Annotated in this window: 13 protein-coding genes and 1 riboswitch; of the genes, 10 read left to right on the forward strand and 3 right to left on the reverse strand. The window is 55.6% G+C overall.

Going from position 1 to position 13558, the window contains the following annotated elements:
• Entirely contained in the window at nucleotides 1–699 is a 699-nt protein-coding gene (locus tag KNP75_RS02975; RefSeq protein WP_214796898.1) for an ABC transporter ATP-binding protein, read from the reverse strand.
• Between the two features lie 168 nt (nucleotides 700–867).
• Here KNP75_RS02975 and KNP75_RS02980 point away from each other — a divergent pair, with 168 nt between their 5' ends.
• Both KNP75_RS02980 and KNP75_RS02985 read left to right on the forward strand, forming a co-directional pair.
• The gene (locus KNP75_RS02980; protein ID WP_214754012.1) at nucleotides 868–1698 is read left to right on the forward strand and encodes a DegV family protein; all 831 of its coding nucleotides are present in this window, start codon (nucleotides 868–870) and stop codon (nucleotides 1696–1698) included.
• Between the two features lie 121 nt (nucleotides 1699–1819).
• Nucleotides 1820–3502, forward strand: a complete 1683-nt coding sequence (locus tag KNP75_RS02985) for a GGDEF domain-containing protein (RefSeq protein ID WP_215189809.1) — start codon at nucleotides 1820–1822, stop codon at nucleotides 3500–3502.
• Nucleotides 3503–3892: 390 nt separating this feature from the next.
• Here the strand turns inward: KNP75_RS02985 and KNP75_RS02990 are convergent, their stop codons facing one another.
• Nucleotides 3893–4534 (reverse strand): homing endonuclease associated repeat-containing protein, encoded by a 642-nt coding sequence (locus KNP75_RS02990; RefSeq protein ID WP_233004553.1) that lies wholly within the window; start codon nucleotides 4532–4534, stop codon nucleotides 3893–3895.
• A 453-nt stretch (nucleotides 4535–4987) separates the two neighbouring features.
• On the opposite strand from KNP75_RS02990, the gene KNP75_RS02995 reads away from it, so the two are divergent.
• The 6 genes from KNP75_RS02995 to KNP75_RS03020 all read left to right on the forward strand — a co-directional run bounded on the left by KNP75_RS02995 (nucleotide 4988) and on the right by KNP75_RS03020 (nucleotide 10445).
• Nucleotides 4988–5800, forward strand: a complete 813-nt coding sequence (locus KNP75_RS02995) for an undecaprenyl-diphosphate phosphatase (RefSeq protein ID WP_034778775.1) — start codon at nucleotides 4988–4990, stop codon at nucleotides 5798–5800.
• Between the two features lie 93 nt (nucleotides 5801–5893).
• A riboswitch (FMN riboswitch) is annotated at nucleotides 5894–6036 on the forward strand.
• Nucleotides 6037–6188: 152 nt separating this feature from the next.
• The gene (gene ribD, locus KNP75_RS03000) at nucleotides 6189–7268 is read left to right on the forward strand and encodes a bifunctional diaminohydroxyphosphoribosylaminopyrimidine deaminase/5-amino-6-(5-phosphoribosylamino)uracil reductase RibD (RefSeq protein WP_215189810.1); all 1080 of its coding nucleotides are present in this window, start codon (nucleotides 6189–6191) and stop codon (nucleotides 7266–7268) included.
• A complete protein-coding gene (gene ribE, locus KNP75_RS03005; RefSeq protein WP_215189811.1) occupies nucleotides 7249–7890 on the forward strand; it encodes a riboflavin synthase in 642 nt (213 codons plus the stop codon). The genes ribD and ribE overlap by 20 nt, the downstream gene beginning before the upstream one ends.
• Complete coding sequence (ribA, locus tag KNP75_RS03010) at nucleotides 7890–9074, forward strand: GTP cyclohydrolase II (RefSeq protein ID WP_215189812.1); 1185 nt, start codon at nucleotides 7890–7892, stop codon at nucleotides 9072–9074. The genes ribE and ribA overlap by 1 nt, the downstream gene beginning before the upstream one ends.
• Nucleotides 9071–9535: a 6,7-dimethyl-8-ribityllumazine synthase gene (ribH, locus tag KNP75_RS03015; protein WP_034778766.1), complete on the forward strand. Its 465-nt coding sequence runs from the start codon at nucleotides 9071–9073 to the stop codon at nucleotides 9533–9535. The genes ribA and ribH overlap by 4 nt, the downstream gene beginning before the upstream one ends.
• A gap of 94 nt (nucleotides 9536–9629) precedes the next feature.
• The gene (locus KNP75_RS03020) at nucleotides 9630–10445 is read left to right on the forward strand and encodes a ZIP family metal transporter (RefSeq protein ID WP_214754002.1); all 816 of its coding nucleotides are present in this window, start codon (nucleotides 9630–9632) and stop codon (nucleotides 10443–10445) included.
• An 85-nt stretch (nucleotides 10446–10530) separates the two neighbouring features.
• Here the strand turns inward: KNP75_RS03020 and pruA are convergent, their stop codons facing one another.
• On the reverse strand, nucleotides 10531–12075 hold the full coding sequence (gene pruA / locus KNP75_RS03025) for an L-glutamate gamma-semialdehyde dehydrogenase (protein ID WP_034778762.1): 1545 nt from the start codon (nucleotides 12073–12075) through the stop codon (nucleotides 10531–10533).
• A 172-nt stretch (nucleotides 12076–12247) separates the two neighbouring features.
• On the opposite strand from pruA, the gene KNP75_RS03030 reads away from it, so the two are divergent.
• The gene (locus tag KNP75_RS03030) at nucleotides 12248–13063 is read left to right on the forward strand and encodes a nuclear transport factor 2 family protein (RefSeq protein WP_215189813.1); all 816 of its coding nucleotides are present in this window, start codon (nucleotides 12248–12250) and stop codon (nucleotides 13061–13063) included.
• A 12-nt stretch (nucleotides 13064–13075) separates the two neighbouring features.
• A complete protein-coding gene (gene bcp / locus KNP75_RS03035) occupies nucleotides 13076–13513 on the forward strand; it encodes a thioredoxin-dependent thiol peroxidase (protein WP_215189814.1) in 438 nt (145 codons plus the stop codon).
• Nucleotides 13514–13558 lie beyond the last annotated feature (45 nt).

Consider the following 13558-nt stretch of genomic DNA (forward strand, 5'->3'; position numbering starts at 1 on the left):
TCACCCCCAGTGGATGTCGCGAGCGGCTTTTCGGACCGGGTTGTGCGTATACTCCACGATCCGTCCCGAGTTCATTTTGATGACGTCATCGGCCATCTCACTGATGCCCGTGTTGTGCGTGATGACGACGACCGTCTTGTTGTACGTCTCGTTCAAGCGCTCGAGCAGTTCGAGCACCCGTTTTGAATTGTCCTCATCGAGCGAGCCCGTCGGTTCGTCGCAGAAGATGATGGACGGATTTTTGGCGAGACTCCGGGCGACCGAGACGCGTTGTTGCTCGCCGCCCGACAATTGGTATGGGTATTTGTCACGGGCAGCCGCTAACCCGACTTGATCCAACAACTCTTCGATTGGGAGCGGGTCGGTCGATAAATCGGCCCCGATTTGAACGTTCTCGTAGACGGTCAAGTTTTGGAGTAGATTATATTGTTGAAAGATGAAGCCGAGATGGTCGCGTCGAAACGCTGTCATCTGCTCGGACGATAAGTCCGTCAAGACGGTGTCACCGAACGTGATCGTCCCGGACGTCACCGTGTCGAGGCCGCTGATGACGTTCAACAGCGTACTCTTGCCGCTCCCGCTCGGGCCGAGGATGACGACGAAGGCCCCGTCATTGATCGTCAAATCAATGTCTTTCAACGCCGCGGTTTCGACGTCCCCGGTCTTATAGATTTTATTGACGTGTTGAATGTGAATCATACCGATTCCTCCTTTGTCCGATGTTATCTTTTACCCGTTTCGAGCACATCGCGGACGGGAATATGTGAAACTTCATAGGATTTCAATTTTGAAAAAATAGTGAAACCGCTTCACCTGTGATAAAATAATATTACCAGGTACTAATTCAGATTGAAGGAGAGCTAACACATGAAAATTGCTTATATTACGGACAGCACGGTCGTCCTTCCTGATTCGATTCAACACCACCCGGACATCCATATCGTTCCGCTCTATGTCGTCAAAGGCGACCAGCCGTATAAAGACGGGGTCGAGGTCGATGCCAAGACTGTGTACGAATGGATCGACGCAGGTGAACGCGTCTCGACGAGCCAACCGGCCATCGGCGACTTCGTCACCTTGTATGAGAGCATCAAAGATCAATATGATATGGGCATCGCCGTCCACTTGTCGTCGGACTTGAGCGGGACGTATTCGGCATCGGTTCAAGGTGCAGAGATCGCCGAGTTCAAACTGCTCGCCATCGACTCACGGGCCGGCATCTACACGATGGGGCTCATGCTTGAAGAGTTGATTGAACGCGTCGAGCGTGGGGATACGCTCGAGGATGTCGAAGCGTATATGAAACAACGAGTCGAGGACGTCCACATCGAATTGATTTTGCAAAACTTGACGCAAATGCAAAAAGGCGGCCGTATCTCGAAGTCGAAAGCGCTCATCGGGAATATGTTGCAATTGAAGCCGGTGCTTCGCTTCGAAGACGGTCTTATCGTTCCGTATCAAACGGTTCGGACGTATAAGAAGGCGCAAGCCCAGTTGTTCGAAGCGCTCCGTCAAGTCATCGATTCGGGTGAATGCACGGACGTCTCGATTTTCCACGGGAACGTGCCAGAACTGGCCGAGTCGTGGAAACGTGAGCTCGGCGACAAAGCCAAAATTCGGGTCGACACACTCGCACCGCTCCTTGGGGCCCACACGGGGTCAGGCTCGATCGGTTTTTCGTTCTTAAAAGCAAAGTGATGACAGGATCGTGACGCGAGTCGCGATCTTTTTTTATTGTCACAACTTTCAAACAACGGCTGGAATCTTCCACCAAAACCCTTCATACTATGTAGGAATGATAAAGAAAAGGGGGGAGACGATGCGATTTCGGAAGTACCTCATCAGAAGCTGGTTCTCGTGGTCGCTCGTCTTCATGGGAATCCTCGCCTACATGTGGCTCGGCATCGGTACGTTTGATTGGTCGTTATTTTGGTTCATCTTCACGCTCGGCGCCCTGTTCGTCATGAACCCGCTCAAGCGGCGGCACCTTCACTTTACGTTCCATGAGATGTTCGTCTTCATGACGTTCTTCTTGTACGGCCTGTTGCCGGCCTTGTTGATGGGACAGCTCCTCTTACTCACGTTTCAGGCCCGGACGTTCACGAACAAAGTCGGACGTCGGCGTTTTTTGCATTTCTATCCGCTCAATACGTTGATCGAGGCGATGCTCCTCGTCTTGCCGGGGCTCGTCTATTTGCGGCTCGGCGGACAGATTGGACCGAACGTTCATCTGCTCGAACAAGGTACGGCGCTGATTGGCTTCTTTGCCGTCTTGTTCCTCGTCCTCGGCTTCAGTTTCCTGCTATCGCGGTTCCTGATTGGGGAACGGATCCCGCTCCCAATCATGTGGCGTTTGCTCCGTTTTGACTGGCTCGTCATCTCGCTCGAGCTGTTGTTCACGATGGTCGCCATCGAGGCGTTCCAACTGTTCGGATACACGGGGCTGATGGCGACGTTCCTCATCCTGTCGCTCCTCAAGATGGGATTATCGAAAGCGACGGAGACCGAAGAGACGCAGTCGAAGATCGATCAAGTCGAACGGTTGAAAGAGCAACTGTACCGCGTCGACAACGAGCAACTGCTCATCGAGAAGTTTTGGAACGGGCTCCGGGAAGTCGTCGAGCTCGAGCGCGGCTGGCTCCAAGTCAATCGGGACGAGCACCGGACGTTTTATGATATCAGCGGCCGTACGTCCACCCCCGTCGCCGACGCCTACACACTCGAACGGCACCGCGACGCGGAAGAACCATACTTTGTGTATGATTCGCTTCATGAGTGGCATCCCGACCTGCAGGCACATCAAACCGAGCTCCATCATTCGGCACTCGTCATCCAACCGGTGTCGAGCACGACGAACGCGGTCAGCTGTATGATCTCGACGACGGCGAACGGGGCTTACGACGGGGCGATCGCCGTCGAGCTCCATCGCCTGTTGAAGACACTGTCCTGGTCGCTCGAACGGATCGACGAACGGAACCGTCTCCAACATGAAAGTTTGACCGATCCGATGACGGGACTCCCGAACCAGCGGGCGCTCAAGCGGTGGACGAAAGAGCGGTTGAACGATGTCGCATCGTATCCGTTGTCGGTGTTCTTGGTCGACCTCGATCATTTTAAGGCGATCAACGACACGTACGGTCACGCGTTCGGCGATGAGGTGTTGATCGAGGCTGGGACGTTGTTCACGCGTCTCATCCGAAGCGGGGATCTCGTCACGCGTTACGGCGGCGAAGAGTTCGTTTTCGTCTTCCCACGCATGGATGAGGCTGCTGCCATCGTGACGGGGGAGAAGATTCGCCAAGCGCTCCGCAACCATCCGTTCGGCTCGGAAGGAATTCGCGTCCAGGTGACGGCGAGCATCGGCATCGAGACGATTCACGAGTATGAGGACCTCGACACGTTGCTGCGTCACGCAGACCGGGCCATGTACGTCGGTGCGAAATTCAACGGCCGTGACCGTGTCGCCCATTATCGCGACACGTCGACGGAACGGATTCAATGATGAAGGAGAACACCGGCTCATCGGTGTTCTCCTTTTTTGTCTGATCAACATGAACGATGCTTGGGCCGATGCCCTCCGTTCCTGGGGCGATGCGGATGCCTCCGCAGCGCGTGCCGCGCTTTACGGGGTCATCCTTGCATCGCTCTCCCCTAGGAGTTCGGGCACCGGCCTAGGCGCCGTTGAACGAATGTTAAATCGAATTCGATTCGCTCGTCCCTCGGCGCCCCGACTCTTGCAGGACAGCAATCCGACGGAGACCCAGCAGCGTAAGCGATGCGGCTCCTGGATTGCCTGCAGAAAGCGTGGGCGCCGAAAGGACGAGCGACAACGGTACACCTACAAAATAAAGGAGGACACCGGATACCCGGCGTCCTCCTTATGAATGAAAGATTATAATTTCTGATTGAAGATTTCTGACTCGACCGCGTGAATCGCCGCCGACCACGAGCCGTAACGATGAAGGATGGCTTTCGTGGATGGTTTGTTGTTCCGTTTTGCCCATTCGCGATACGCCTCGAAGGAAAGAGAGAAGCCCATCTCGTGAATCGCTTCACGGAGTGCGTTCGAGAGCTCGGATTTGGAATAGGTCACACTCGCTTCAAGTCCGGCCTCGGCACAGGCGTCATGCCACGAGCCGAACGTCTTGACGATATGGTAATGGCTCGGTGCTTTAGGATGAAGCTTGCGCCATTCCTGATATTTTTTGAGCGTGATGATCGATCCCATGTCGCGCGAGTAGAGGGCGAGCGTCTCGATGATATCTTCGCGCGTGTACTTCGGCATTTTATCTGGGAGGTCGACGGTCGCCTCTCCATGCCATTCGTAGCCGGCGATGGCGAGCGCCTCGGCCCATGACCCGAACTGTCGGATAATCGACTCGGGAGATGGCCAGCTTTGTTCCATCGCGAAGCGACGATACACAGAGCGACGTGGACGTTCCTTCAACAAGTCGCCGAGTAGACGGATACAGTGAATCATCCTCTGTTGCTCGGTGGACAAGTGGTGGGATTTAGTGGATAGCGTTTGACTCAATGATGGTTCCTCCTTCCATGGACTCATATCTGAACCGACAAAGATGACGAAGTTGCTTCTACAATCATACTATCGGCCAGTTTTTACAATTTATAAGTGCATTCTTCAAGTTTTTTTTAAACCGATTTTATGAACCGATAGGTCTAAAGCCCTGGTTACACTTTGAAAAAATGGTAACAGTTCTATTACAAATTTAATATTAAATGGGTTCAATTGTAAACAAAAAGTTTTATGATGGCGTAAATGTCATATTCTGTACGAAAAAGTACCCAACTGGCCAATGGGGTCATCACCGTTGCACCAGTTGAGTACTCTTCTATAATAAATTTAATTTTCAGACTAATCAATGAAAGTTTTGAAAATAACGAATTTTTTTTGAAAGGCTGGTCAGTGAAACAGACGGTCTGCTAAAATAATGGAATTGATGTAAAAAAGAAAAGAGGATATTACGATATGACAATATGGTTGTTCTACTTACTGCTCGGTTTGATTCAAGGCTTCACGGAGCCGATCCCGATTTCGTCAAGCGGTCACTTGGTCATCTTCCAAGAGCTGTTCGATATCGAACTGCCGGGACTCTCGTTCGAGATATTCGTGAACTTTGCCTCGCTGCTCGCCGTCTTGACGATTTATCGGAAAGACGTCGTCCGTCTCGTCGTCAGTCTGTGGACGTTCTTATTTAAGAAAGATCGCAGCGACGAGACGATGATTGATGTTAAGTTCATCGGGCTCTTGCTCGTCGCGACCGTCCCGGCTGGTTTGCTCGGTGTCTTGTTCGGTGATTGGATCGGGGAGACGCTCGGTGGAGTCGCCACGGTCGGTTACACGCTCATCTTGACCGGGCTTGCGCTCTGGTTCATCCGCAACATGCGCGGGAACAAAGGCGACGGCGGCATCACGCTCCGCGACGCGATTTTGATTGGACTTGCTCAAGCGGTCGCACTCATTCCAGGGATCAGCCGCTCCGGCGCCACAATCGTCATGGCGATGCTCCTCGGCATCAAGCAAGAGTCGGCCCTCCGCTTCTCGTTCTTCTTATTCATCCCGGTCAGTCTCGGGACGATGATTTTAGATGGACCGGCGCTGTTCACGAATCCGGAAACGCGTGAACTGTTTGGACCGCTCATCTTGGCGTTCATCGCCTCGTATGCGCTCACGGCCATCTCGCTCAAATGGTTCCAACACATCATGGCGAAAGGCGAGCTCAAATATTTCTCGTTCTATTGCTGGATCGTCGGTCTTCTCGTCGTCCTATTCTTGGCATGATTGTGAAGGCGCTGCTCAAACGAGCGGCGCCTTTTTGCGCATTTCGTTTTGCCATCGATTTATTTTTGCGCTAAAGTGGAAGCGTACAAACAAATATTCCTTCGGGGTCGGGTGAAAGTCCCAACCGGCGGTGATAGGCGCGAGCCTTAAGTCCGTGACCCGGGCGCACTTGTGCGAACGGTGGATCTAGTGCGATTCTAGAGCCGACAGTATAGTCTGGATGGGAGAAGGAAACAGAACAGGTCCACGCGACCTGTAGTTCGTCGTACGTTTTTCTGTAAAGAAAACGCTTATTTGGCTTGCCCAAATGACGACCGACACCTCCCACCGAGACCTTGAGGATCATTCCTTGAGGTCTTTTTGTTTGTGCGAAATAAGGAGGGAGATTATGAATCAGTACATGCAACAAGCTATCCAATTGGCCAAGTCCGCCTCATCGACCGGCATCAACCCGCGCGTCGGCGCCGTCGTCGTCAAGGACGGCCGGGTCGTCGGGTTCGGCGCTCACTTGAAGGCAGGGGAAGCGCACGCCGAGGTGCACGCCATCCGCATGGCCGGCGCTGCCGCCTACGGTGCGACGATGTACGTCACGCTCGAACCGTGCTCGCATTACGGCAAGACGCCGCCGTGTGCCGACCTGCTCGTCGAGTCTGGCATCAAGCGTGCCGTCATCTCGATGGAAGACCCGAATCCGCTCGTCTCAGGGCGCGGCATCGCCCGGTTGAAAGCGGCCGGGATTGACGTCGAGGTCGGGTTGCTCGAAAGCGAGGCGCGAGCGCTCAATACGGCGTTCTTGCGGTCGCTCGAGACGAGACGACCGTACGTCATCTTGAAGACGGCGACGAGCCTCGACGGCAAAGTCGCGCTTGATCACGGTGACAGCAAATGGGTGACCGGGACGGAAGCGAGACAGGACGTCCATGAACTGCGTGCGACGGTCGATGCCATCTTGACCGGTGTCGGCACCGTGCTCGCCGATGATCCGGCCCTGACTGTCAGGCTCGACCGCGAGACGACACAGCCGCTCCGCATCGTGCTCGACCGTGAGTTGCGTACGCCGCTATCGAGCCAGCTCGTGCGGACGGCGAACGACAATCCGGTGCTTCTGTACACGACGTCGGACGACCGAGCGAAACGTGACGCGCTGGCAGCGAATGGCGTCGAAATCGCCGACTACACATCGCTCGAAGCTGTCCTACAAGACGTCTACGCACGCGGCATCGGCCGCCTGCTCGTTGAAGCGGGACCGACGCTCGTCACTTCACTCTTGGACGGACAGTTCGTCGACGAGTGGGTCATGTACCAGTCGCCACGCGTATTCGGCGGCAAGGGCGGTTTCTACCGCTCGCATCATGATGGGCCGCTCGATGCGGTCGAACGGTATGAGGTTCAATCGGTGGAGACGCTCGGCACCGACATCAAACTGATCATGCGAAAGGAGGAGTCCAATGTTCACGGGAATCGTTGAAGAGATTGGTAGTGTCAAGGCAGTAAAGCGGAACGGTCCGTCTCTCCGGCTCACGCTGAGCGGAAAGATCGTCCTCGAGGATGTGAAGCTCGGTGACAGCATCTCTGTCAACGGCATCTGTCTCACGGTGACGACGTTCGACCGTGATAGTTTCTCGGTCGACGTCATGCCGGAGACGCTCAAGGCGTCGAGTCTCGACGGGGTCCGCCCCGGTACGAGCGTCAACTTGGAGCGGGCCATGCCCGCGAACGGACGCTTCGGCGGCCATTTCGTCTCGGGTCACGTCGACGGGGTCGGGCGTATCGTCAAAAAACGGTCGCTCGCGAACGCCGTCTATGTCGACATCAGCTGTGAGCCGTCGCTCCTCCGCTATATCGTCCCGAAAGGTTCGATCTCGGTCGACGGGACGAGCTTGACGGTGTTTGATGTCACCGAACGCGGATTCACGTTGTCACTCATCCCACATACGTACAGCGAGACGGTGCTCGGGATGAAACAGGCAGGAGACGCGGTCAATTTGGAATGTGACATGTTGGCTAAATATATGGAAAAACTCGTAAATCAAAAACCGATGACGCTTGAATCACTGGCGTCGCAAGGGTATGGAAAGGCGGGATGGTAATGTTCCACACGATTGAAGAAGCAGTCGAAGATTTGAAGATGGGACGACCGATTATCGTCGTCGACGATGAGGACCGTGAGAACGAAGGAGACTTCGTCGTCCTCGCGGACAAAATGTCCGCAGAGACGATGAACTTCCTCATCACGGAAGGGAAAGGGCTCGTCTGCGCCTCCCTGGCTGAAGAAGTGGCCGTCCTGCTCGACTTGCAGCCGATGGTCGCAAACAGCACCGATCCACACGGGACGGCGTTCACGGTCAGCGTCGACCACGTCGATTCGACGACGGGCATCTCGGCGAGCGAACGGGCCCATACGGTGCGCGAACTCGCGAACATCAACGCCCGTCCGGCTGATTTTCAACGTCCGGGACATATCTTCCCGCTCATCGCCAAAAAAGGCGGCGTCTCGGTACGACGCGGACATACAGAAGCGTCGGTCGACTTGGCGCGCCTCGCCGGAAGTGAACCGGTCGCCGTCATCTGTGAAATCATCCGCCCGGACGGCGAGATGGCCCGGGTGCCGGACCTTGAACGCGTCGCAGAAGCGCATGGTTTAAAGTTCATCACGATCGAGGCGCTCGTCCGCTATATGGAGACGGACCTCGTCAGTCGAGAGGCGGACGTCTCGCTCCCCTCGGTGAAAGGGGACTTCCGATTAATCGGCTATCGGAACGTCCTCGACCGGGAAGAACACGTCGCACTCCTGAAAGGTGAGCTCGAACACGCACCGCTCGTCCGCATCCATTCCGAGTGTCTGACCGGCGACGTGTTCGGCTCCTATCGTTGCGATTGCGGGCCACAACTCGACACAGCGATGGCGAAAGTGGAAGCCGAAGGTGGTGTCATCTTGTATATGCGACAAGAAGGGCGCGGCATCGGTCTGCTCAACAAGTTGAAGGCGTACGAACTACAAGAACAAGGGCTAGATACGGTCGAGGCGAACGTCGCGCTCGGTCTGCACGCCGATTTACGCGATTACCGGGTCAGCGCGGCGATGCTTCGTGACCTCGGGATCACGAACGTCCGGCTCATGACGAACAACCCGGAAAAAGTCGATGCCTTGGAAGCGTGCGGGATCACGGTCATCGAACGTGTCCCGATTATCGTCGGCGCCCATGCGGCGAACGAGAAATATCGAATGACGAAACAACAAAAAATGAACCATTTTGGAGGAGAAGAATCATGATGCATACATTTGAAGGAAACTTGGTCGGAAAAGGCTTGAAAGTCGGAATCGTCGTCGGACGGTTCAATGATCTCATCACGATGCGCTTGCTGGACGGGGCGAAAGATGCGCTCAAGCGCCACGGCGTCGAACAAGACGACGTCGAGATCGCATTCGTCCCGGGCGCGTTCGAGCTCCCCCTCGTCGCCAAAAAGATGGCGATGAGCAAGAAGTATGACGCCGTCATCACACTCGGGGCCGTCATCCGCGGGGCGACGCCGCACTTCGACTACGTCTGCAGCGAAGCGGCGAAAGGTGTCGCCCAAGCGAGTTATCAGTCAGAAGTACCGGTCATCTTCGGCGTCTTGACGACCGAGACGATCGAGCAGGCCATCGAGCGCGCCGGCACGAAAGCCGGGAACAAAGGCTGGGAAGCGGCAACGGCGGCCATCGAGATGGCGAACTTGATGCGCGCGTTTTAATAGTATGGAGGAGAGCGAACCGGCTCTCCTCTTTTTTGTCGTTAGCAACGCGTGTGTCCCGGGAAAAGAATAAGGTGAAAAGGGGGCGACGGTGATGTGGGAATGGGTGGCTCAACTGAGCCCGGCCATGCAGGCACTGCTCGGGACGATGTTCACGTGGGGCATGACCGCGCTTGGGGCGGCCATCGTCTTTATGACGAAGTCGATCAACGCGCGGTTGATGGACAGTATGCTCGGGTTTGCCGGCGGGGTCATGATCGCCGCTAGTTTTTGGTCACTCCTTGCGCCAGCCATCGAGATGGCGGAGCAAGACGCGATGCCGGCTTGGTTGCCGGCCACCGTCGGCTTTTTAGCGGGCGGTCTGTTTTTGGCGGTCGTCGATAAACTGATCCCGCACGTGCATCCGACATCTCCGATTGAGGACGCGGAAGGTATCCGCCCGCAAAAACGAAAGCGGAGCACGTTGCTCGTCTTGGCGATCACGCTGCACAACATTCCGGAAGGACTGGCCGTCGGCGTCGCCTTCGGGGCGGTCGCGGCCGATTTCCCGTCCGCTTCGCTGACGGGTGCCATCGCCTTGGCCATCGGGATCGGCATTCAAAACTTTCCGGAAGGTGCCGCCGTGTCGCTCCCGCTCAGACGAGACGGGCTCTCCCGGCGCCGAAGTTTTTTCTACGGTCAGTTATCGGGCATGGTCGAACCGGCGGCTGCCTTGGTCGGTGTCTGGGCCGTGCTCGTCATGGAGCCGCTGTTGCCGTTCGCGCTCAGCTTTGCCGCCGGGGCGATGATTTTCGTCGTCGTCGAAGAGGTCATCCCTGGGTCGCAAGAGAACGGGCATAAAGATATGGCATCGATGGCATTGATGCTCGGCTTCACGATCATGATGATTTTAGATGTAGCACTCGGATGAGGGCATGACAAAAGGAGCGCTGACGGTTGCGTCGGCGCTCCTTTATGTAGTGAACAGCCCGGCTCAAATGAGCCGGGCTTTTGGATTAAAACGTCTCAGACGTCGTTTTTGCTTGCATGTGGAGTTGGATATAATCCGGTCCGCCTGCTTTTGAGTCTGTGCCTGACATGTTGAACCCGCCGAACGGCTGATAGCCGACGATGGCGCCTGTGCAGCCACGGTTGAAATACAAGTTGCCGACGTGGAAGTTCTGACGCGCGTACTCTTGGTTTGAGCGGTCACGCGTGAGGACGGCACCCGTCAAGCCGTATTCCGTGTTGTTGGCGATGTCGATCGCTTCTTTGAAGTCTTTCGCTTTCGTGAAGGCGACGATCGGTCCAAAGATCTCTTCTTGCATGAGACGTGCTTTCGGTGCGACGTCGGCGACGACCGTCGGCTCGACGAAGTAGCCTGTCGAGTCGTCCGCTTTTCCGCCGGCGACGATCTTGCCTTCTTCTTTGGCGACGTCGAAGTATGACGTGATCTTCTTGAACGCGGCCGCATCGATGACCGGTCCCATGAAGTGTTCGTTCTGCTCCGTGTTGCCGACCGAGAGTTCGTTCGTCAATTCGACGACGCGATCGAGCACCGTGTCATACACGCTGTCGACGATGACGGCACGTGAACAAGCCGAACATTTTTGACCTGAGAAACCGAATGCCGATTTGACGATCGATTGGGCCGCGAGTTCGAGGTCCGCTGATTCGTCGACGACGATCGTGTCTTTTCCGCCCATCTCAGCGATGACACGTTTGAGCCAGATTTGGCCGTCGTTCAATTTCGAGGCGCGCTCGTTGATGCGCAAGCCCACGTCACGTGAACCTGTGAAGCTGATGAAGCGTGTCTTCGGATGGTCGACGAGGTAGTCACCGACTTCAGCGCCTGGTCCCGGGATGAAGTTGAGGACACCTTTCGGCAAGCCTGCTTCTTCCATGACCTCGACGAATTTCGCAGCGACGATCGGTGTCGTCGAAGCTGGTTTCAAGAGGATCGTGTTACCGGCGACGATGGCCGCGACGGCCGTCCCTGCCATGATCGCGAACGGGAAGTTCCAAGGGCTGATGACGATCCCGACCCCGAGTGGGATGTAGTCATAGCGGTTGTATTCGCCCGGACGGCTCTCGACTTTTTTACCTGGTTTGAGTTCGAGCATTTGACGTGCGTAGTACTCCATGAAGTCGATCGCTTCCGCTGTATCCGCGTCTGCTTCGTTCCACGGCTTGCCTGCCTCTTTGACGAGGTAGGCCGAGAACTCGTGCTTGCGTTTGCGGACGATGTTCGCCGCTTTGAACAAGACGTCGGCACGGACGGCCGGGTCGACGTGACGCCATGAGTCGAACGCAGTGAGCGCTTCTTGCATCGCACGCTCCGCGAGCTCTTGGTTCGCTTTCGAGACGTGTCCGATGACTTCTTCTTTGTTAGCTGGGTTGTAAGACGTGATTTTGCTTTCCGTCGTAACTTTTTCCCCACCGATTACGAGCGGATAGTCTTTCCCGAGCTCACCGTTCACTTTCTCGATTGCCGCTTGGATGGCTGCGGCGTTCTCTTTGTTTGTAAAGTCTGTGAATGGTTCATGTTTGTATGGAATCATTCTCGTTCCCCCTTAAAAAGTGATCAAGCAGTTAAGCGCTTACGTCTGTATTGTATCGAAAATCTTGGTGAAATCCTAGTGAAACAATTTTCCAGAAAAGCTTGTCGTTTTCGCTCGAAATCGAGTCGTGGTAGGATGGGGGTACAGGACGTCTTGTGAAGGGAATGATTCGATGAAACAGTGGATATTGCCGCTTGCCCTCACCGGCCTGCTTGCGGGGTGCGGCACGGGAGAAGAGGCGCCGGTCGAGGAGACGGCCGAAGAGACGAAAGCGCCGCTCCCGGAAGCGGTTGAAACGGTGTATGCGTCGTATCAACAAGCACTCGAAGACGGGGATGCGGCCGCGCTTAAAGCAATCGATTATGCGGGCGAGTTGACCGCCATCCCGGCGACGGGCGCGAAGACGCGCGAGCTCACACCAGGCGATATGTACGAGAGCTGGGTGAACGAGGACGGGGACGTCGCCTTCATCGTCCACGAGATGGAAGACGCGGACGGCAATGAACTGCCGAACCGGCTCTCGAAAGTCGCCATCAAAGAAGAGGATGAGTGGAAGCTCGTCGTCACACCGGCCTTGCTCCCGGCGGACGTGATCGGAGAAGTCGGAGTCATGCTGACGGGCATCGAAGCGAACGAGTACGGGGTGAATCCGGAAGCGAACGCCCGTCTCGCCGACGTGCCGGAAGATGAGGCCGGTCCGATTTACGACCGAGTGAACGCCCAAACCGACTATATGGCGCTCGAAGCCGACAATAACGTCTTCTTGCTCATGTCCGAGACACTCACCGTACCAGAGAATCAAGACACGATGACCGACTATTTCGAGGCGTACCGGACGTGGTATACCGACAATGAGGCGGAGCTCCAAAAAGCGGCCGAGACAGAAGACCCGGTCGAGTATCTCGAAGTGCTCGAACCACTCAAACAAAAATTAGAACAAGCGATTGACGGTTATGACGAGAACCTCGTCGACCCGTCGTTCGGATAAGGAGGAAACAACATGTTAGCACCGACATTCACATTACCGAACCAAAACGGGGACATGATCTCGCTCGAGGACTATCGTGGTCAGAAAGTCGTCCTTTACTTCTACCCGAAGGACGCGACGCCGGGTTGCACGACCGAGGCGTGTGATTTCCGTGACGCGACACCGAGATTGAACGGGGCCGTCGTCCTCGGCATCTCGGCCGATAGCCAGAAGAAGCACCAAAACTTCATCGCCAAACACGAGCTTCCGTTCGATTTGCTCGTCGACGACACGCATGAGGTGTCGGAGTTATATGGCGTCTGGCAGTTGAAGAAGAACTACGGGAAAGAGTACTACGGCATCGTCCGCTCGACGTTCCTCATCAATGAGGACGGTTATATCGAACAGGAATGGCGCAGTGTGAAAGTGAATGGGCACGTCGACGAAGTCGTCACGTCGCTCACATCATAAATGGCGACGGCTTCCTTGAGGGGAGGCCGTTTTTGTTAGGGTTTC

Source organism: Exiguobacterium sp. s6 (genome assembly GCF_018618155.1).
In the GTDB taxonomy this organism is placed as follows: Bacteria; Bacillota; Bacilli; order Exiguobacteriales; family Exiguobacteriaceae; genus Exiguobacterium; species Exiguobacterium mexicanum_A.